General features: G+C 71.8%; 19 protein-coding genes. 14 read left to right on the forward strand and 5 right to left on the reverse strand.

The window, feature by feature from the left end; genetic code table 11:
- Positions 1–34: 34 nt before the first annotated feature.
- A complete protein-coding gene (pheS, locus tag AB0J40_RS46515) occupies positions 35–1,096 on the forward strand; it encodes a phenylalanine--tRNA ligase subunit alpha (protein ID WP_364466935.1) in 1,062 nt (353 codons plus the stop codon).
- Positions 1,096–3,657, forward strand: coding sequence for a phenylalanine--tRNA ligase subunit beta (gene pheT, locus AB0J40_RS46520; RefSeq protein ID WP_364466937.1), 2,562 nt, complete (start codon positions 1,096–1,098; stop codon positions 3,655–3,657). Before pheS ends, pheT begins: the two co-directional genes overlap by 1 nt.
- Positions 3,658–3,746: 89 nt before the next feature.
- Here the strand turns inward: pheT and AB0J40_RS46525 are convergent, their stop codons facing one another.
- The gene (locus tag AB0J40_RS46525) at positions 3,747–4,436 is read right to left on the reverse strand and encodes a DNA alkylation repair protein (protein ID WP_364466939.1); all 690 of its coding nucleotides are present in this window, start codon (positions 4,434–4,436) and stop codon (positions 3,747–3,749) included.
- A 193-nt stretch (positions 4,437–4,629) separates the two neighbouring features.
- Between AB0J40_RS46525 and AB0J40_RS46530 the strand changes: the two genes are divergently transcribed.
- On the forward strand, positions 4,630–6,207 hold the full coding sequence (locus AB0J40_RS46530; RefSeq protein WP_364466941.1) for an alpha/beta hydrolase: 1,578 nt from the start codon (positions 4,630–4,632) through the stop codon (positions 6,205–6,207).
- Between the two features lie 144 nt (positions 6,208–6,351).
- Positions 6,352–6,849 carry a helix-turn-helix domain containing protein gene (locus AB0J40_RS46535; protein ID WP_364466943.1) on the forward strand — a complete coding sequence of 166 codons (498 nt, stop codon included), beginning with the start codon at positions 6,352–6,354 and terminating at the stop codon, positions 6,847–6,849.
- A 319-nt stretch (positions 6,850–7,168) separates the two neighbouring features.
- Here AB0J40_RS46535 and AB0J40_RS46540 read toward each other — a convergent pair whose 3' ends face one another.
- Positions 7,169–8,131 (reverse strand): YafY family protein, encoded by a 963-nt coding sequence (locus AB0J40_RS46540; protein ID WP_364466945.1) that lies wholly within the window; start codon positions 8,129–8,131, stop codon positions 7,169–7,171.
- 74 nt (positions 8,132–8,205) lie between these two features.
- On the opposite strand from AB0J40_RS46540, the gene argC reads away from it, so the two are divergent.
- From argC to argH, 8 genes are read left to right on the forward strand one after another with little or no spacing between them, the layout of a single operon-like run.
- Positions 8,206–9,234, forward strand: a complete 1,029-nt coding sequence (gene argC, locus AB0J40_RS46545) for an N-acetyl-gamma-glutamyl-phosphate reductase (RefSeq protein ID WP_364466947.1) — start codon at positions 8,206–8,208, stop codon at positions 9,232–9,234.
- Positions 9,231–10,391: a bifunctional glutamate N-acetyltransferase/amino-acid acetyltransferase ArgJ gene (gene argJ / locus AB0J40_RS46550; protein WP_364466949.1), complete on the forward strand. Its 1,161-nt coding sequence runs from the start codon at positions 9,231–9,233 to the stop codon at positions 10,389–10,391. The genes argC and argJ overlap by 4 nt, the downstream gene beginning before the upstream one ends.
- Complete coding sequence (gene argB, locus AB0J40_RS46555; RefSeq protein ID WP_086681022.1) at positions 10,388–11,305, forward strand: acetylglutamate kinase; 918 nt, start codon at positions 10,388–10,390, stop codon at positions 11,303–11,305. Before argJ ends, argB begins: the two co-directional genes overlap by 4 nt.
- On the forward strand, positions 11,302–12,504 hold the full coding sequence (locus tag AB0J40_RS46560; protein ID WP_364466951.1) for an acetylornithine transaminase: 1,203 nt from the start codon (positions 11,302–11,304) through the stop codon (positions 12,502–12,504). Before argB ends, AB0J40_RS46560 begins: the two co-directional genes overlap by 4 nt.
- Positions 12,504–13,430 (forward strand): ornithine carbamoyltransferase, encoded by a 927-nt coding sequence (gene argF / locus AB0J40_RS46565; protein ID WP_364466953.1) that lies wholly within the window; start codon positions 12,504–12,506, stop codon positions 13,428–13,430. Before AB0J40_RS46560 ends, argF begins: the two co-directional genes overlap by 1 nt.
- A complete protein-coding gene (locus AB0J40_RS46570; RefSeq protein ID WP_086681028.1) occupies positions 13,427–13,927 on the forward strand; it encodes an arginine repressor in 501 nt (166 codons plus the stop codon). Before argF ends, AB0J40_RS46570 begins: the two co-directional genes overlap by 4 nt.
- Positions 13,924–14,187 carry an argininosuccinate synthase gene (locus tag AB0J40_RS46575; protein ID WP_364466955.1) on the forward strand — a complete coding sequence of 88 codons (264 nt, stop codon included), beginning with the start codon at positions 13,924–13,926 and terminating at the stop codon, positions 14,185–14,187. Before AB0J40_RS46570 ends, AB0J40_RS46575 begins: the two co-directional genes overlap by 4 nt.
- Positions 14,188–14,221: 34 nt before the next feature.
- Positions 14,222–15,637, forward strand: a complete 1,416-nt coding sequence (gene argH, locus AB0J40_RS46580; RefSeq protein WP_364466957.1) for an argininosuccinate lyase — start codon at positions 14,222–14,224, stop codon at positions 15,635–15,637.
- Here argH and AB0J40_RS46585 read toward each other — a convergent pair.
- The 3 genes from AB0J40_RS46585 to AB0J40_RS46595 are packed head-to-tail and all read right to left on the reverse strand — an operon-like array spanning position 15,630 to position 17,490.
- Complete coding sequence (locus AB0J40_RS46585) at positions 15,630–16,280, reverse strand: TetR family transcriptional regulator (RefSeq protein ID WP_364466958.1); 651 nt, start codon at positions 16,278–16,280, stop codon at positions 15,630–15,632. The genes argH and AB0J40_RS46585 overlap by 8 nt on opposite strands.
- On the reverse strand, positions 16,280–16,948 hold the full coding sequence (locus tag AB0J40_RS46590; RefSeq protein ID WP_364466960.1) for a DUF4166 domain-containing protein: 669 nt from the start codon (positions 16,946–16,948) through the stop codon (positions 16,280–16,282). The genes AB0J40_RS46585 and AB0J40_RS46590 overlap by 1 nt, the downstream gene beginning before the upstream one ends.
- A complete protein-coding gene (locus AB0J40_RS46595; RefSeq protein WP_364466962.1) occupies positions 16,945–17,490 on the reverse strand; it encodes a hypothetical protein in 546 nt (181 codons plus the stop codon). The genes AB0J40_RS46590 and AB0J40_RS46595 overlap by 4 nt, the downstream gene beginning before the upstream one ends.
- 112 nt (positions 17,491–17,602) lie before the next feature.
- On the opposite strand from AB0J40_RS46595, the gene AB0J40_RS46600 reads away from it, so the two are divergent.
- Both AB0J40_RS46600 and tyrS read left to right on the forward strand, forming a co-directional pair.
- Entirely contained in the window at positions 17,603–18,241 is a 639-nt protein-coding gene (locus tag AB0J40_RS46600; protein WP_364466964.1) for a DNA-3-methyladenine glycosylase, read from the forward strand.
- A gap of 32 nt (positions 18,242–18,273) precedes the next feature.
- Positions 18,274–19,548, forward strand: coding sequence for a tyrosine--tRNA ligase (gene tyrS / locus AB0J40_RS46605; protein WP_364466966.1), 1,275 nt, complete (start codon positions 18,274–18,276; stop codon positions 19,546–19,548).
- Positions 19,549–19,864 lie beyond the last annotated feature (316 nt).

Below are 19,864 nucleotides of genomic sequence, written 5' to 3' on the forward strand. Positions count from 1 at the left end.
GCGCACGACCAGTCCCAGCGGACGCCGAGGAGTTATGTCCGGAGCCAAGGAGAAGGAAGCCCAGGGCGCGGTGCTCGCCCCCGAGACGCTGCAGGAGGCGGTCAAGGCCGCCGAAGCCGCGTTCGCCGCCGCGACCGGGCTCGAAGCGCTGGCCGAGGTCAAGCCGGCTCATCTCGGCGACCAGTCCCCGGTGGGCCTGGCCCGCCGCGAGATCGGCGCCCTGCCCAAGCAGGAGAAGGCCGAGGCCGGCAAGCGCGTCAACGAGGCCCGCCAAGCCGTCCAGGCGGCCTTCGACGCCCGCCGCGCCGAGCTCCAGGTGGAGCGCGACGAGCGGGTCCTGCGCGAAGAGGCCGTCGACGTCACGCTGCCGTGGGACCGCGTCCCGCGCGGCGCCCGGCACCCGATCAGCACCATTTCCGAGCGCGTCGCGGACGCGTTCGTCGCGATGGGCTACGAGGTCGCCGAGGGCCCGGAGCTGGAAGCCGAGTGGTTCAACTTCGACGCGCTGAACTTCGGCAAGGACCACCCCGCGCGCCAGCTGCAGGACACGTTCTACGTCGGCGACGAGGACTCCGGCCTGGTGCTGCGCACGCACACCTCGCCGGTGCAGGCCCGCACGCTGCTGCACCGCGACCTGCCGGTGTACGTCGTCTGCCCGGGCCGGACGTACCGCACCGACGAGCTGGACTCGACGCACACCCCGGTGTTCACCCAGGTCGAAGGCCTCGCGGTGGACAAGGGCATCACCATGGCCCACCTCAAGGGCACGCTGGACGCCTTCGCCCGCGCGATGTTCGGCGAGAGCTCCAAGACGCGGCTGCGTCCGCACTTCTTCCCGTTCACCGAGCCGTCCGCCGAGGTGGACGTCTGGTTCGAGGAGAAGAAGGGCGGCCCCGGCTGGGTGGAGTGGGGCGGCTGCGGCATGGTCAACCCGAACGTGCTGCGCGCCTGCGGCGTCGACCCCGACGTGTACTCGGGGTTCGCCTTCGGCATGGGCATCGAGCGCACCCTGCAGTTCCGCAACGGGATCCCGGACATGCGCGACATGGTGGAGGGCGACGTCCGCTTCACCCTTCCCTTCGGAACGGAGGCGTAGTGCGAGTCCCCGTCAGCTGGCTGACCGAGCACCTCGACATCGGCGAGGAGGTCACGCCGCAGGACCTGGCCGACGCGTTCGTGCGGATCGGCATCGAGGTCGACGACGTCAAGGAGCTCGGGCCGGTGACCGGCCCGCTGGTCGTCGGCCGCGTGGCCGACATCGAAGAGCTGACCGAGTTCAAGAAGCCGATCCGGTTCTGCCGCGTCGACGTCGGTGAAGAGGCCGAAGAGCCCGCCCTCGACGAGGGTGACGAAGACGACGACGAGGAAGACGGCGAGTTCGAGGACGAGGGGCCGCACGGCATCCGCACCCGCGGCATCGTCTGCGGCGCGCGCAACTTCGCCGAGGGCGACCTGGTCGTCGTGGCGCTGCCCGGCGCGGTCCTGCCCGGCGACTTCACCATCGCGTCCCGCAAGACCTACGGCCGCGTCAGCGACGGCATGATCTGCTCGGCGCGCGAGCTCGGCCTCGGCGACGACCACGCGGGCATCCTCGTGCTGCCGTCGGGCACCGCGAGCCCCGGTGACGACGCCCGCGAGCTGCTCGGCCTCGACGACACCGTGCTCGAGCTGGCCCCGACCCCGGACCGCGGCTACGCGCTGTCCGTCCGCGGCCTCGCGCGCGAGCTGTCGAACGCGCTGGACGTGCCCTTCGGCGACCCGGCGCTGCTGGAGGTCCCGGCGGCCGAGGGTGACGCCTGGCCGGTCCACGTCGAGGACCCGGAAGGCTGCCCGCGGTTCGTGCTGCGCCGGGTCACCGGCCTGGACGCGACCGCGCCGACGCCGTGGTGGATGCGCCGGCGGCTGATGCTGGCCGGGATCCGGTCCATCTCGCTGGCCGTCGACGTCACCAACTACGTGATGCTCGAGCTCGGGCACCCGCTGCACGCGTTCGCCACCAAGGCCATCCAGGGCGATCTGGTGGTCCGCCGGGCGAAGCCGGGCGAGAAGCTGACGACGCTGGACGACGTCGAGCGCACGCTCGACCCGGACGACGTGATCATCGCCGACGACAGCGGCGTCATCTCCCTCGCCGGCACGATGGGCGGCGCGAGCACCGAGATCACGCCGGAGAGCACCGACGTGCTGCTCGAGGCGGCGCACTGGAACCCGGCCGCGATCAGCCGCACCGCGCGCCGGCACAAGCTGTTCTCGGAGGCCGCGAAGCGGTTCGAGCGGTTCACCGACCCGCAGCTGTGCCCGGCGGCGGTCGAGCTGGCCGCGCGGCTGCTGCGCCAGTACGGCGACGCCGCCATCCAGCCCGGCCGCACCGACGAGGGCGTCGTCGAGCCGAACCCGGCCGTCGTGATGCCGATCAACCTGCCCGACAAGGTCGCGGGCGTGAACTACCAGCGCGGCGTCACGGTCCGCCGGCTGTCCCAGATCGGCTGCAAGGTCTCGGTCGGCACGGGCGACGACGGCACCGGCCTGGTGACGGCCATCCCCCCGAGCTGGCGCGGCGACCTGCGCCAGCCCGCGGACCTCGTCGAAGAGGTGCTGCGGCTGGAGGGCTACGACAGCATCCCGTCGACGCTGCCGGCCGCCCCGGCGGGCCGCGGCCTGACCGACGGCCAGCGGCGCGTCCGGAGCGTGTCCCGGGCACTGGCCGAGGCGGGGTACGTCGAGGTCCGCCCGTTCCCGTTCATCGCCGACTCGGTGTGGGACGCGTTCGGCCTGCCGGCGGACGACGTCCGCCGCAACACGGTCGTCGTGCGCAACCCCCTGGAGGCCGATCGCAACCGGCTGGCGACGACGTTGCTGCCGGGCCTGCTGGACACGCTGCAGCGCAACGTGTCCCGCGGGATGAAGGATGTGGCGTTGTTCCACGTCGGCCAGGTCGTCCTGCCGGCACCGAACCCGCTGAAGGTCCCGGACCTCGGCGTCGACCGGCGGCCGACGGACGAGGAACTGGCCCTGCTGGAGGCGGCCGTGCCGCAGCAGCCGCTGCACGTCGCGGTGGTGCTGGCCGGCCAGCGCACCCGCGCGGGCTGGTGGGGAGCGGGCGAGCAGGCGAACTGGGCCGACGCGGTCGAGGCGGCCCGCACGGTCGCCGAGGCGGCGGGCATCGAGCTGACGGTCCAGGCGACGGACCTCCCGCCGTGGCACCCGGGCCGCTGCGCCCGTCTCCAGGTGGGCGACTGGCCGGTCGGCCACGCCGGCGAGCTGCACCCGAAGGTGGTGGAGGCACTGGGCCTGCCGCCGCGGACGGTGGCGATGGAGCTGGACCTGGACGCGATCCCGCTCCCGGACTCCCGCCCGGCACCGAGCGTGTCGGGGTACCCGCCGGTGCTCCTGGACGTGGCCCTGGTCGCGGCGGCGGAGGTGCCGTCGGCGGACCTGGCCGCGGTGCTGCGCGAGGGCGCGGGCGAGCTGCTCGAGGACATCACGCTGTTCGACGTGTACGCGGGCGAGCAGGTGGGCGAGGGCAAGAGGTCGCTGGCGTACAAGCTGCGGTTCCGCGCGCCGGACCGGACCCTGACGGTCGACGAGGCAACGAAGGCCCGGGACGCCGCGGTGGCGGCGGCGGGCGAGCGGTTCGAGGCAACGCTGCGCGCGTAGCGGGTCAGCCGGTAGCGGCCAGGTAGTGCGAAAGGGGCTGGGAAACCGGCCCCTTTCGGCATTTCCGGCGACCCGGCCCGCACCTCCGCTCACCCGATGTGCTTGAGCGCCTCCCTCCGCGACAACCCCGACAGTCCCGGGTGGTCGTCCACAAAGGACCGCACCCAATCGGGTGCTGTCTTCGCGTACTCGCGCAGGGCCCACCCGATTCCCTTCCGCAGGAAGAACTCCGGTTCGGCGATCGCCGGCTCGATCGTCCGCGTGAGCAGGTCGGTGTCCGTGTCGTCCTTCGCCCCGATCTGGCAGATGATCGCCGTGCGCCGCCGCCACAGGTTCGCGTCCGCCGCCCAGCTCAGCATCACCGGCGTCACCCGAGCCCGGTCCGCGCGCAGGATCGGCCCGATCCGGCGGATCGCGAGCTCGTCCACGTAGTCCCACCACGCGCCGTCGACGATCAGCTCCTCGTACATCGGGAGCAGTTCCCGGTCCTGCCACTGCCGGTACGCCCGGTGCCCCGAGAGCGCGATGGCCGCGTAGCGCTCTTCGCGGAATTCGGCTGTCCGCCACAACTCCAGCACGGTCGCCGAATATGTCACCCGATCGGGCATTATGTGGTCGGCCAGAACCCGCTTGAGAAGCGTGGTCCGCTCGGGTGAGGCCACCCCGCGGAAGGGCATCGCCGACTTCATGTAGGCCTGCATCGCCGGTGCCTTCACCGGGTCGGCCAGCTCGGCCAGCCCGGTGCGGATCGCCTTGACCAGCTGTTCGTCCACGCTCATGCGTCCTCCCGTCGCCCTCCGGAGGTCCGGAGCGTACTGCCGGGCACCGACAGTTCCGGGGCCCGGCGACCGCGCCAGGTCCCGACGAAAGACGGATGGCGGAAGTCGCGCCGGTCGACGAGATTGGCGAAGGTTGCCGGTAGTTTCGCCGGAATCCGGCGAACTCTGTCCAATGCGGATGAAAAGGACGACTGTGAAGAGAATCGTTGCCGCCGTCGCCGCCGCGGGTCTCGCGGCCGGGCTGATGGCCGCCGCGCCCGCCGCTTCGGCGGATCCCGGGGTGCAGTTCACCCCCGCGCCGATCGCCTGGGGGCCCTGCGCGTCGGCGAGCCTGAAGGCCAACGGCGCCGAGTGTGGCTTCCTCGAAGTGCCGATGGACTACGCGAAGCCGGGCGGGACCAAGGTCTCCGTCGCGGTGTCGCGGATCAAGCACAAGACCGCGCAGTCCCAGGGCATCATGCTGGTGAACCCGGGCGGCCCCGGCGGCTCCGGCCTCGGGCTCTCGGTGCTCGGCAAGTACGTGCCGAACCACGCGGGCGACAACTACGACTGGATCGGCTTCGACCCGCGGGGCGTCGGGTCCAGCAAGCCGGCGATCAGCTGCGACGGGAACTACTTCAGCTACAACCGGCCGGCCTACGTGCCGACCACGCCGGGGCTCGAGCAGACGTGGCTCACCCGCTCGAAGGGCTACGCCGACGCGTGCAGGAAGAACGGCGAGATCCTCGACCACCTGAAGACGACCGACGTCGCGCAGGACATGGACAGCCTGCGCAAGGCACTGGGCGAGAAGCAGATCAACTACTACGGCTTCTCCTACGGCACCTACCTCGGCCAGGTGTACAGCACGCTGTACCCGAAGAACGTCCGCCGGATGGTGCTGGACGGCAACGTCGACCCGCGCAAGGTCTGGTACCAGGCCAACCTCGACCAGGACGTCCAGTTCGACAAGAACATCAAGATCTACTTCGACTGGCTGGCGTCCTACGACAACGTCTACCACCTCGGCAAGACCGGCTCCGCGGTCGAGAAGCTGTGGTACGACACGCAGCGCAAGCTCGCCAAGAACCCGGCGGGCGAGGTGATCGGCGGCGACGAGTGGACCGACATCTTCCTGCAGGCCGGCTACTACGTCTTCGGCTGGGTCGACATGGCGAAGGCCTTCGACGCCTTCGTCCACAAGGGTGACTGGCAGACGCTGAAGGACCTCTACGACGCTTCGAACCCGCCCGGCGCCGACAACGGCTTCGCCGTGTACCTGGGTGTGCAGTGCACCGACGTCCAGTGGCCGACCAACTGGAACAAGTGGCGCGCCGACAACTGGGTGACGTACTTCAAGGCCCCGTTCGAGACCTGGGGCAACGCCTGGTTCAACGCACCTTGCGTGTACTGGCCGGCGAAGGCGGGCAAGCCGGTCGACATTGACGGCCGCAAGGTCGCCGGTGCGCTCCTGATCAGCGAGGAGCTCGACGCCGCCACGCCGTACGCCGGCAGCCTGGAGGTCCGGAAGCGGTACCCGAACTCGAGCCTGATCAGCGCGCCGGGCGGCACGACGCACGCCGGCTCGCTGTCCGGGGTGTCCTGTGTGGACGACAAGATCGCCGACTACCTGGCCACCGGCGCGCTGCCGAAGCGTCAGCCCGGCAACCACTCGGACGTCCAGTGCGACCCGGTGCCGGCGCCGGTGCCCGACGGCGCCGCCGCGCAGAAGTCGGACAGCTCCGCGAAGGCAGTGCAGGAGAAGCAGCCGGCCCAGCTGCTGCACTTCTGATCGGAAGCCCCTGACGGTGCCCCGGTCCGGCTCGCCCGGACCGGGGCACCGTCATGTCCGCCGGGGTCCGGCGATTTCGGAGCGAAGTCGCCCGTGAGCAGCGCGTGGCCGGAAATTGTCGGGGGTGCGCGCTAGCTTCGCGGCATGTCGATCATCGAAGAGCGCCGGACCGAGATCCGGGCACAGGACATCACCTACCAGATCGCGGTCGCCACCAGGACGGACGACGACCGCGCCGAACCGACTCCCCGGGTGATGATCACCCTGGAAGCCGGCGGCCCCGGCGGCGAACCGGTCGCCGAGGGCAGCCTCGACCTGGACGTGGCGGTGGCGGCCAAGGTGGCCGACCTGGTCGCGGACGGGTTGCTCTCCGCGACCGGCGAAGGCCGGGGGCCACGGCGAAGATCCGCGGGCCGGCCCGCCCAGCAGGGCCGGCCGTGGAACGGGGAGATGGACGCGGAACTGGAGTCCCGGTGGATCGCGGGCGAGAGCGTCGCGGAGATCGCGGCGTACTTCGAACGCACCCCGGGCGGGATCCGCGCCCGGCTGCCCCGCGTGGGCTGCGACCCGGAGAACCCCGGCTGCTACCTCCCCGTGCCGCCGAGCAGGCGCACGGACCTGGACGGGGGTGAGCCGAGCTGAACGCGCGGTGGGCCGGTCCCCGACGGACCGGCCCACCGCGGCGGCCGGCGAGCGAGACAGGGGAGGGATGGCAGTGCTGCACGGACGAGGTGACCGGTTGGTCCGCCGCTGCGGGTGGCGAGCGGTTGGCTGGCCGGGGATGGCGGCGCTGAGCGCCCGTGGCGTGGGATTGGTTGGAACGGTCTGCCGGTGCGGGCGGCGAGCGGGCGGTTGGCTGGGGATGGCGCTGAGCAGCCGTGGCGTGAGGTCGGTCCGCCGCGGCCAGTGGCGGCCAAGCGGCGAGGCAGGGATGCCGATCAACCGCGATCCCGGCGGCAGGCTAACTCTCCGCACCCGCCGCGGCCGCGGCGCGGTTCGCGAGCACCTTCAAGTGCGCCACCAGTTCCGGCGGTTCCTCGACGGTGAACGCGCACCCCAGCCCCAGCAGCCGGAACGCGAGCCAGTCCAGCGTGTCCGCGTGACTGCGCCACCGGCAGCCGCCCTCGTCGAGGTCGGTCAGCTCGCCCGCCGCCGCGCCCAGGCGGGGTGCCACCTGTGCCGACGGTTCCGCCAGGACCACCACCGCCCGGTACGTCGGCACGAGGTCGTAAAGCCGGTCCAGCACATAGGCGCCGAGGTCCGCGGCGGGTGGCCGGCGCGGCACCACCCGGCCGCCGGTCGCCTGGGCGTCGCGGATCCGGTCGGCGCGGAAGATGCGCCAGTCCGCGCGGTCGAGGTCGTAGGCCACCAGGTACCAGCGGCGCCCGGTGGCGACCAGCCGGAGCGGCTCGGCCCGCCGCCGCGTCTCCTCGCCGTCGTTCGCGCGGTAGCGGAAGCGGACCGTCTCGTGGTTGGTGATCGCGCCGGCGAACACCGTCAGCTGCGCCGGGTCGACGGCCGGCCCCGCGGCCGGGATGGCGACCGTCGCCGTGCCGATCGTGCCCACCCGGCGGCGCAGCCGGGCCGGCAGGACCTGCTCCAGCTTGGCCAGCGCCCGCACGGACGCCTCCTCGATCCCGGCGACGGTCTGCCCCGCGGCCGTCCGCAGCCCCACCGCGATCGCGACGGCCTCGTCGTCGTCGAGCACCAGTGGCGGCATCGCGGTGCCCGCCACCAGCCGGTAGCCGCCCGCGACGCCGCGGCTGGCCTCCACCGGGTAGCCGAGTTCGCGCAGCCGGTCGATGTCGCGCCGGATCGTGCGCGGGCTGACGTCGAGCCGCTCGGCCAGTTCGCTGCCCGGCCACTCGCGCGGTGTCTGGAGCAGCGAAAGCAGGCCGAGCAACCGGGCGGGGGTGTCCGTCATGGGCCCAGCATCCCAAGGTGGCGGGCACCACTCCGGGTTTGTTTAGACTTGCAAGGGCGTGCATAATCATGCGTATGACGGTGAACATCGCGGTGGCCGGAGCCAGCGGGTACGCGGGCGGCGAACTGCTGCGCCTGCTCCTGACCCATCCCGAGGTCGAGATCGGCGCGCTCACGGCCGCCAGCAGCGCGGGCACGAAGCTCGGCGTCCACCAGCCCCACCTCGTCCCCCTCGCCGACCGGGTTCTCGCCGAGACGACGCCGGAGACCCTCGCCGGCCACGACGTCGTGTTCCTCGCGCTGCCCCACGGGCACTCGGCGGAGATCGCGGCGCAGCTCGGCCCGGACGTCCTGGTCGTCGACCTCGGCGCCGACCACCGGCTGGCCGACCCGGCCGACTGGCGGCGCTGGTACGGCGGCGAGCACGCCGGCCAGTGGCCCTACGGCCTGCCCGAGCTGCCCGGCGCCCGCGAAAAGCTCGTCGGCACCAAGCGCGTCGCCGTGCCCGGCTGCTTCCCGACCGGCGGATCGCTGGCCCTGGCACCCGCGTTCGCCGCGGGCCTGATCGAGCCGGACGTCACGGTCGTCGCGGTCACCGGCACGTCCGGCGCCGGCAAGAGCCTCAAGCCGAACCTGCTCGGCTCCGAAGTGATGGGCTCGGCCAGCGCGTACGGCGTCGGCGGCGCCCATCGCCACACCCCCGAGTTCGCACAGAACCTCTCGGCCGTCGCGGGGGAGCGGGTCACCGTCTCCTTCACGCCGGTCCTCGCGCCGATGCCGCGCGGCATCCTCACCACGGCGAGCGCCCCGCTGACGGGCGACGTCGACGAGGCCGCCGCCCGCGCGGCGTACGAGAAGGCCTACGACGCCGAGCCGTTCGTCCAGCTGCTGCCCGCGGGCGCCTGGCCGACGACCTCGGCGACGCTCGGCTCGAACAACGTCCAGCTGCAGGTCACGGTGGACGCCGACGCGAAGCGCCTGGTCGTCGTCGCCGCGATCGACAACCTCACCAAGGGCACCGCGGGCGGTGCCGTCCAGTCGATGAACCTGGCCCTCGGCCTCCCCGAGACCACCGGCCTTTCCACCGTAGGAGTGGCACCGTGACCGTCACCGGCCCCCAGGGCTTCCGCGCCGCCGGCGTCGCCGCCGGGATCAAGGCCTCCGGCGCGCTCGACCTGACGCTGGTCGTCAACGACGGCCCGCTCGACGTCGCGGCGGGCGTGTTCACGCGCAACGTCATCAAGGCCGCGCCGGTGCTGTGGTCGCAGGAGGTGCTCAAGCAGCAGCGGCTCAAGGCCGTCGTCCTCAACTCCGGTGGCGCGAACGCCGCCACGGGTCCGGGCGGCTTCCAGGACACCCACGCCACCGCCGAAAAGGTCGCCGAGGTCCTGCAGACCGGTGCGATCGAGGTCGCCGTCTGCTCCACCGGCCTGATCGGCGAACGGCTGCCGATGGACGCGGTCCTGTCCGGAGTGGACACCGCCTTCAAGGCCCTCGACGCGAGCGCCGAGGCGAGCCTCAACGCCGCCAAGGGCGTGATGACCACCGACACCAAGCCGAAGCAGGCCTTCGGGAAGCACGAAGACGGCTGGAGCGTCGGCGGTTTCGCCAAGGGCGCGGGCATGCTCGCGCCGAACCTGGCCACGATGCTCTCGGTCCTGACCACCGACGCCGTGGTGGACAAGGAAACCCTCGACCGCGCCCTGCGCGCGGCCACCCACGTCACCTTCGACCGGCTCGACGTCGACGGCGGCACGTCCACCAACGACACCGTCCTGGTCCTGGCCTCCGGCGCGAGCGGCGTCGAGCCCACCGAAGCGGAGCTGACCGAGCTGCTCACCAAGGTCAGCCTCGACCTGGTCCTCCAGCTGCGCGCCGACTCCGAAGGGGCGACGAAGGACGTCAACATCACCGTCCAGGGTGCCGAGTCCGAAGCCGACGCGATCGCGGTCGCCCGCACGATCGCCGAGGACAACCTGGTCAAGACCGCGCTGTTCGGCTCCGACCCGAACTGGGGCCGGATCGCGATGGCGCTGGGCCGGGTGCCGGCCCGCATCGACCCCGAGACCGTGTCGATCGCGATCAACGGCGTCACCCTGTTCGCCCAGGGGATGCCCGCCTCCGACCGCTCGGAGGCGGACCTCACCGCGCGCGACATCGAGATCGTCGTCGACCTCGGGGTCGGCGGCGAGGCGGCCACCATCTACACCACGGACCTTTCGCACGGTTACGTCGAAGAGAACAGCGCGTACTCCTCATGACCAAGGAGGCACTGATTTCCGCGGACGAACGACTCGCGACGGCGGCCGAGAAGGCCGGGGTGCTGATCGAGGCGCTGCCCTGGCTGCAGCGGTTCCACGGCGCCACCGTGGTGGTCAAGTACGGCGGCAACGCCATGATCGACGACGAGCTGAAGGCGGCCTTCGCCGAGGACATGGTGTTCCTCCGGCTGGCCGGCCTGCGCCCGGTCGTCGTGCACGGCGGCGGCCCGCAGATCACCGCGATGCTCAAGCGCCTCGGCGTCGAAGGCGAGTTCAAGGGCGGCCTGCGGGTCACCACCCCGGAGACGATGGACATCGTCCGGATGGTGCTCACCGGCCAGGTCAGCCGCGAGCTCGTCGGGCTGATCAACGCCCACGGACCGTACGCGGTCGGCATCTCCGGCGAGGACGCCAGGCTGTTCACCGCCGAACGCAAACAGGCCACTGTGGACGGTGAGCAGGTCGACATCGGGCTGGTCGGCGAGGTCGCCGAGGTCAACCCGGACGCGGTGCTCGACATCGTCAACGCCGGGCGCATCCCGGTGGTGTCCACCGTCGCCCCGGACGTCGACGGTGTGGTGCACAACGTCAACGCCGACACCGCCGCGGGAGCGCTGGCGGCGGCGCTGGGCGCGGAAAAGCTCGTCGTGCTCACCGACGTCGAAGGCCTGTACGCGAACTGGCCCGACCGGTCGTCGCTGATCGACCGCATCCGCGTGGACCACCTCGAGCCGATGCTGCCCACCCTGGCCAGCGGCATGATCCCGAAGATGGAGGCGTGCGTGCGCGCCATCCGCGGCGGCGTGCGCCGGGCGCACGTGATCGACGGCCGCCTCGCCCATTCGGTGCTCCTGGAAGTCTTCACCTCGAGGGGCATCGGCACCATGGTCTTCCCCGAAACGGAGCTCCCGTGACCGACCTCAAGTCCAATGTGGACGGCCAGACGCACTGGCAGTCCGCCCTGATGGACAACTACGGCACCCCGGCGCTGACGCTCGTGCGCGGCGAAGGCGCGAAGGTGTGGGACGCCGACGGCAAGGAGTACGTCGACCTGGTCGGCGGCATCGCGGTCAACGCGCTCGGCCACGCCCACCCGGCGATCGTCGAAGCCGTCACCGCCCAGGTCAAGCAGCTCGGCCACACCTCGAACCTGTACGTCAACCCGGTGGCGGTCGAGCTCGCCGAGGCGCTGCTCGACGTCGCCGGCCTCACCGGCAACGGCAAGGTGCTGTTCGTCAACTCCGGTGCCGAGGCCAACGAAGCCGCGCTGAAGATCAGCCGGCTGACCGGGCGCACGAAGGTGATCGCCGCCGAGGGCGCGTTCCACGGCCGGACCATGGGCTCGCTGACGCTGACCGGCCAGCCCGGCAAGCGCGACCCCTTCAAGCCGCTGGTGCCCGGGGTGGAGCACGTGCCGTTCGGGGACGTCGCGGCGCTGAAGGCGGCCGTCGACACCGAGACCGCGGCCGTGTTCCTGGAGCCGGTGCTCGGCGAAGCCGGGGTGATCCCGGCGCCGGACGGCTACCTGCAGGCCGCCCGCGAGATCACCAAGGCCACCGGCACGCTGCTGGTGCTCGACGAGGTGCAGACCGGCCTCGGCAGGCTCGGCACGTGGTTCGGCTACCAGCAGGCCGGCATCGTGCCGGACGTGATCACGCTGGCCAAGGGACTCGGCGGCGGCCTGCCGCTGGGTGCCGTGATCGGCGTCGGCGCGGCGGGCGACCTGCTCAAGCCGGGCCAGCACGGGACGACCTTCGGCGGCAACCCCGTGTGCTGCGCGGCCGGCTTGGCCGTGCTGCGGACCATCGCCGCGGACGGCCTGCTCGACCACGTCTCGACGCTCGGCAAGGACATCGCGGCGGGCGTCGAGGCGCTCGGCCACCCGCTCGTCGCCGGGGTGCGTGGCGCCGGGCTGCTGCTCGGCATCGCCCTGCGCGAGCCGGTCTCGGCGGGGGTCGCCAAGGCGGTCCAGGACGCCGGCTACCTCGTCAACCCGGTCGCGCCCGACACCATCCGGCTCGCGCCCCCGCTCGTGCTCGACGCCGGGCAGGCCGACGGCTTCCTCTCCGCACTCCCGAACGCGCTCGACTCCACCACGAAGGACTCCGACTGATGCTCCGCCACTTCCTCCGCGACGACGACGTCAGTCCCGCCGAGCAGAAGGCCATCCTCGACCTCGCCGACGCGCTGAAGGCCGACCCGCTGGGCAACAAGACCCTGGCAGGCAAGTCGATCACGGCGATCTTCGAGAAGAACTCGACGCGCACGCGGTTCTCGTTCGAGGTCGGCATCAGCCAGCTCGGCGGCCACCCGGTGATCGTCGACGGCCGCTCGATGCAGCTCGGCCGCGAAGAGACCATCGAGGACACCTCGCGCGTGCTCTCCCGCTACGTCGACGGCATCGTGTGGCGCACCTTCGCGCAGAAGCGGATCGAGGCGATGGCCTCGGCCGCGTCGATCCCGGTCGTCAACGCGCTCACCGACGAGTTCCACCCGTGCCAGGTGCTCACGGACCTGATGACGATCCGCGAGCGCAAGGGCAAGCTCGAAGGTCTCACCCTCGTCTACCTCGGCGACGGCGCGAACAACATGGCGCACTCGCTGCTGCTCGGCGGCGTCACCGCCGGGATGCACGTCCGGGTCGTCTCGCCGGTCGGCTTCCAGCCGGACCAGGGCGTGATGCTGGACGCGAAGAAGCGCGCGCACGAGACGGGCGGCACCGCGACCGTCTTCACCGACCCGTACGCGGCGGTCGACGGCGCGGACGTGCTCGTCACCGACACGTGGACGTCGATGGGGCAGGAGAACGACGGGCTCGACCGGGTCGGCCCGTTCCGCGCCCTGCAGGTCAACGCCGAGCTGCTGAAGAAGGCCGCGGACGACGCGATCGTCCTGCACTGCCTGCCCGCGCACCGCGGCTGGGAGATCACCGACGAGGTGATCGACGGCCCGGCGAGCGCGGTGTGGGACGAGGCGGAGAACCGGCTGCACGCCCAGAAAGCCCTGCTGGTCTGGCTCTTCGACGAGAGCCGGCGATGACCAGCAGCCGGGTGGGCAGGCAGGCGCGGATCACCGAGCTGGTGTCCACCATGACCATCCGCAGCCAGACCGAGCTGGCCAAGCTGCTGGCCGCCGAAGGCATCGAGGTCACGCAGGCGACGCTGTCGCGCGATCTCGACGAGCTCGGCGCGGTCAAGCTGCGCGGTCCGGACTCGGGCGCGCCGGTCTACGTCATCCCGGAGGACGGCAGTCCCGTCCGCGGGGTGCAGGGCGGCACGTCCCGGCTCTCCCGGCTGCTCGCGGAGCTGATGGTCTCGGCCGACTCGTCGGGCAACCTGATGGTGCTGCGGACGCCACCGGGCGCGGCGCAGTTCCTGGCCAGCGCGATCGACCGGGCGGCGCTGGAGGAGGTCGTCGGCTCGATCGCGGGCGACGACACGGTCGCCGTGATCGCCCGGGAACCCCTGACGGGCAAGGAACTGGCCGAACGTTTCGCCGCCCTCGCCCAGCGATCGGCGGACGAAGGAACACCATGACCGCGCTCGCCGACATCTTCCCGGCCGAGGGGGAATTCCTCGCTCCGGACGAGGTCGTGATCACGTTCGACCACGGGATCCCGGTGGCGATCGACGGCGAGACCGTCTCCGTCGCCGAAGCGCGCCGGATGCTGAGCGCGCGCGGCGAGGCGCAGCGGATCGGCCGCGGCGAAGCGTGCGCCGCGCTCGAACGGCGGACCGGCGGTGGATGTGCCAGTGTCCGGCTGGTCCTGTACGACGGCCGGATCACGGTCGCCTGAACACCCGAACGAACACCGAGGAGAAGCGAGAACAGTGAGCGGGAACGAGCAGCCGGTGCAGCTGTGGGGCGGCCGGTTCGCCAGCGGTCCGGCGGAGGCCATGGCCGCGCTGAGCGCGTCGACGCACTTCGACTGGCGCCTGGCGCCCTACGACATCGCCGGGTCCCGTGCGCACGCCCGTGTGCTGAACAAGGCGGGCCTGCTCACCGAAGACGAGCTGGCCGGCATGCTGACCGCGCTGGACACGCTCGCGCAGGATGTCGCGTCGGGGGCGTTCACCCCGACGATCGCCGACGAGGACGTGCACACCGCGCTCGAACGCGGCCTGCTCGAGCGCGCCGGCACCGAACTCGGCGGCAAGCTGCGGGCCGGCCGGTCGCGCAACGACCAGGTGGCCACGCTGTTCCGGATGTGGCTGCGGGACGCGGCCCGCCGGGTCGTCGCCGGCACCCTCGACGTCGTCGACGCGCTGGTGTCGCAGGCCAAGCGCCACCCGGACGCGATCCTGCCCGGCCGCACGCACCTGCAGCACGCCCAGCCGGTGCTGCTCGCCCACCACCTGATGGCCCACGGCCAGGCGCTGTTGCGCGACGTCTCGCGGCTGCAGGACTGGGACGCCCGCACGGCCGAATCGCCGTACGGCTCGGGGGCGCTCGCCGGCTCGTCGCTGGGTCTCGACCCGGAGGCCGTCGCCGAGGAACTGGGCTTCGCGACCAGTGTCGAGAACTCCATCGACGGCACCGCTTCGCGCGATTTCGTCGCCGAGTTCGCCTTCGCCGTCGCGATGCTCGCGGTGAACCTGTCCCGGATCGCCGAAGAGGTGATCATCTGGAACACCGCCGAGTTCGGGTACGTCACGCTGGACGACGCCTGGGCGACCGGCAGCTCGATCATGCCGCAGAAGAAGAACCCGGACGTCGCGGAGCTGACCCGCGGCAAGGCGGGCCGGCTGATCGGCAACCTCACCGGCCTGCTGGCCACCCTCAAGGCGCAGCCGCTGGCCTACAACCGCGACCTGCAGGAGGACAAGGAGCCGGTGTTCGACTCGGTCGAGCAGCTCGAGCTCCTGTTCCCCGCGATCGCCGGGATGCTCGCCTCCCTGACGTTCCACACCGACCGGCTCGCCGAGCTGGCCCCGGCCGGGTTCACCCTGGCCACGGACATCGCGGAATGGCTGGTGCGCCAGGGCGTCCCGTTCCGCGTCGCGCACGAGGCGGCCGGCGAAAGCGTCCGCGTCGCCGAAGCCCGCGGCGTCGGCCTGGACGAGCTGACCGACGAGGAGTTCGAGAAGATCAACCCGGGGCTCACCCCCGAGGTGCGGGCCGTGCTCACCGTCGAAGGCTCGGTGAAGTCGCGCAACGCCCGCGGTGGCACGGCGCCCGAGCGCGTCGCCGAACAGCGCGCGCGGCTCGAGGAGCGGGTCACCGCGGCCCGTCAGTGGCTCAACTGAGGGATTTCCGGAGCTTGGCCCGGACCGCCCGCGTGGCCACCGGCCCGAGCCCGTCGAGGACGTCGACGAGCACGGCCAGCTGCTCCAGCGCGGTGATGGCCTGCTCGGCGCCGTCGGGGTCGACGGTCTCGAACAGCGAAAGCCCGAGGAACCCCGACGACACGGCGTGGGCCAGCCCGGCGGGGTCCGCCAGCTCGGCCAGCGGCGACCCGGCGAGCACGCGCTCCAGCGCCGTCCGGACCTCGGTGATCCACTTCTCCAGGCCTTCGCGGGTCGCCTGGGCGAGTCGCTCGCTGCCCTGCGCGCCGGCCAGCGTCTGGGCCAGCACGGCGAGGTTGCCCTCCGCGCGTTCGGCGACCCGGATTTCGCGGCCCAGCTCCAGCAGGTCGCCGACCGAAGCCACGGCGGCGAAGCGTTCGCGGTAGAGCGAGACGCGGGATTCGGTCGCGAGGACGCACGCCTGCGCGATCAGCTCCTCGACGCTGCCGAAGTGGTAGAAGATCAGCGCCTGGTTCGCGCCGGCCGCGGTCGCGACCGACCGGGCGGAGACCGCGGTGATGCCCTGGTGCCGGATGATCTCGAGCACGCCGTCCACGAGCTTCTGCTTCGTGTCGCGCGAGCTGGAGTTCCGGCCGGTGCCCATCAGACCATGACTTTCTCACGGAGCGGCTTGACCGCCCCGCTCACCCCGCCGCCGACGTCGACGAACCGCGCGCCGAAGGCGCCCTCGTAGCCGAACACCGGCCCGAAGCGCGGGTTGACCACGGCGACCTCGATCCGGAACTGCCCGCTCGCCTCGTCGAACCACTCTTCGACCTGCGCGGAGCCGGTCAGCACCCGCGGCAGGCGGGTGCGGATCGGCCCCTCCCGCAGCCGGAATTCGCCGGTGCGGATCCGGAACCCGCCGTCCGGCCGGGCCGACACCGCGAGGTCGACGGCGAGGTGCTGGTGCGTGCCCAGGTAGTCGACGAGCCCGCGGCCGGGGCTGAACACCATCTGCGCGTCGAAGCGCCGGCGCCGTCTCGGGAACTCGAAGGTGCGCACGAACGACACGGTCTCGCGGCCGTGCCGGTCCACGTACGGGTAGTTCTCGATGGTGAACGGCACGTTCCGGCCGCAGTCGGGGAACAGGATGTGCCGCGTCGACCCGAGCCACAGGAACGGCAGCGTGAAGCCGGGGCCGCGCCAGATCCGGTCCATCACGCCGTGGCCGATCATGCCGCGGCCGGCCGAGAGGGTGAGGCGTTCCCGCATCCGCGGGTGCAGGAACGCGAAGTCGGCGCCGAGCGCGCGTTCGAAGACGCCGGTCATCGCGCCGCCACCGTCGTTCGGGGGCGGGTCCGGCCGCAGCGGGCGGCCGACGGGGCGGTCAGGGGCTGCTCCTCCGGGGGCGTCCCGGTCTCGAGCCAGAGCCGCAGCCGGTCGAACGACCAGGCCGTCATCCACCCGAACAGGGGGCGGAACACCCGGTCCGCCGCGCGGCCGAAGCGCCCCCAGCGGGTGCCGTAGTCGAAGCCGGTGACGAACCGGACGCCGTCGCCGACCGGGGTGTAGCGCCAGAACCCGGCGCCCGCGCTGATCAGCGACAGCGGGTCGGCGGAGGCGAACCGCAGCACCGACGTGCGCGAGCCGTCCGGCCAGGTGCGCGACGCGGCGCTCACGCCGACGCCGGTGACCGTGACCCCGAGGAAGCGCGAGGCGTAGCGGAAGTGGCCGTCGTGCCCGGCGAGCGGGCTGATGTCGGCGAAGCGCAGGTCCCAGCGCCGGTGCAGGTCCGGGTCCTGCGTGTGCCGCCACAGCGTCGCGAGGTCCGTGCGGATCAGGGTCTCGACGTAGAGCGCCTTCGGTCGCATCTCTCGGCTCCCCTCAGAGTTTGAGCGACTGCTCAAAACGACTGTAGAGAAGTTTGAGCGATCGCTCAAGGGTTAGGGTGGCCGGGCCAGGCAGCCGAAGAGAGGAACCCGTTTGAGCGGCGACGCAGGCCGGTTGTTCACCCGTGACGAACTGGCCCTCGACCCGGTCGACCTGGCCCAGCTGCTGCTCGGCTCGGTCCTGGAGGCCACCGGCCCCGACGGCACGGTCGGCGTCCGGCTCGTGGAGGTCGAGGCCTACCGCGGCGAAGACGATCCGGCGTCCCACTGCTACCGCGGCCAGACCCCGCGCAACGCCGTCATGTGGGGTCCCGCCGGCCACCTGTACGTGTACTTCGTCTACGGGATGCACTTCTGCGCGAACATCGTCGGCTCCCACGACGGCGTGGCCGGCGCGGTGCTGCTGCGCGCGGGGGAGGTCGTCACCGGCCTCGACGTCGTCCGCAAGCGGCGGCCGTCCGCGCGGGGGACCGGCGAGCTGGCCAAAGGCCCGGCGATCCTGACGTCGGTGCTGCGCATCGACCGCGCGCAGAACGGCGTCGACCTGACCGACCCGGCGTCGCCGGTCCGGCTGCACGTCGGCGAGCGCGTTCCTGCCGCGCGGATCCGCACCGGGCCCCGCGTCGGCGTCGCGATGGCCATGGACACGCCGTGGCGGTTCTGGGACGGCGCGTCGCCCGCCGTGTCCACCTACCGCCGCGGCGGGAAGCGCCGGGTCCGACCCGCCAGTTAGTCGGTTGACCTGGTGCGGGAGGATCTACAGGCGTGAGCGAACACATCCTCGACGAGCTGACCTGGCGCGGCCTCATCGCGCAGTCCACCGACATCGACGCCCTCCGGCGCGAGCTCGACCAGGGTCCCGTGACGCTCTATTGCGGCTTCGACCCGACCGCGCCCAGCCTGCACGCCGGCAACCTGGTCCCGCTGCTCATGCTCAAGCGCTTCCAGCGCGCCGGGCACCGGCCGATCGTGCTGGCCGGCGGCGCGACCGGGATGATCGGCGACCCGCGGGACACCGGTGAGCGCACGCTGAACACCCTCGACGTCGTCGCCGAGTGGGCCGGGCGCATCCGCGGCCAGCTCGAGCGGTTCGTCGACTTCGACGACTCGCCGACCGGCGCGATCGTCGAGAACAACCTGAACTGGACCGGGCAGCAGACCGCCCTGGAGTTCCTGCGCGACGTCGGGAAGCACTTCTCGATCAACGTCATGCTCAACCGGGAGACGGTGAAGCGGCGGCTCGAGGGCGACGGGATGTCGTACACCGAGTTCAGCTACCTGCTGCTGCAGTCGCAGGACTACCTGCAGCTGCACCGCCAGTACGGCTGCAAGCTGCAGGTCGGCGGGTCCGACCAGTGGGGCAACCTCGTCGGCGGGGTCGACCTGATCCGCCGGACCGACGGCGCGGGGGTGCACGCGCTGACCGCGCCGCTGGTCACCGACGCCGAGGGCCGCAAGTTCGGCAAGTCCACCGGCGGCGGGAACCTCTGGCTCGACCCGGAGATGACCTCGCCGTACGCCTGGTACCAGTACTTCGTGAACGTCGGCGACGCCGATGTCATCCGCTACCTGCGGATGTTCACGTTCCTGAGCCAGGAGGAGATCGCCTCGCTGGCCGAGGACACCGAGCAGCGTCCCCACCTGCGGGCCGCGCAGAAGCGGCTGGCGGAGGAGTTCACGATCCTCGTCCACGGCGAGGAGCAGACCCGGCAGGTGATCAACGCGAGCCAGGCGCTGTTCGGCCGCGGCGAGCTCGCCGAGCTGGACGAACGCACCCTCGACGCCGCGATGGCCGAGGTGCCGAACGGCAAGGTCGACCCGTCCGGGGACGCGACGATCGTCGACCTGCTGCTGGCCGGCGGGCTCGTGGACAGCAAGGGCGCGGCGCGGCGCACGCTCAAGGAGGGCGGCGCGTACGTCAACAACGTGAAGATCGCGGACGAGGAGTGGAAGCCGGCCCCGGGCGACGCCCTCCACGGCAAGTGGCTCGTCGTCCGCAAGGGCAAGCGGAACGTCGCCGGCGTCGCGCTCGGCGGCTGACGGCCTCCCGAGGCCCGAAACAGGGCCCTGACCTGCGAGAATGCAGTTAAGGGACCCCCCTGTTCCGGGCCCTCCGGCGGGGTGTAAAGTTCTCCAAGTCGCCAGGGAGACCGGGTGGCCGCCGGGACACGAACCAAGCTCTCGCGGATCGCGATTGAGTGGGTGTCCCACCAAAAACTGCTAGGAATGACTCGCTTCGAGCGAGCCGCTTGATCGCGGCGGACTCGGGGTGTGTTGCTTGAGAACTCAACAGTGTGCTAGTGAACTAAGCCAGTAGAGCTTATATATGTAACCTCGTATGAGGTTCCTTTGAGAG

This window comes from Amycolatopsis sp. NPDC049691, from assembly GCF_040675005.1.
Taxonomy (GTDB): domain Bacteria; phylum Actinomycetota; class Actinomycetes; order Mycobacteriales; family Pseudonocardiaceae; genus Amycolatopsis.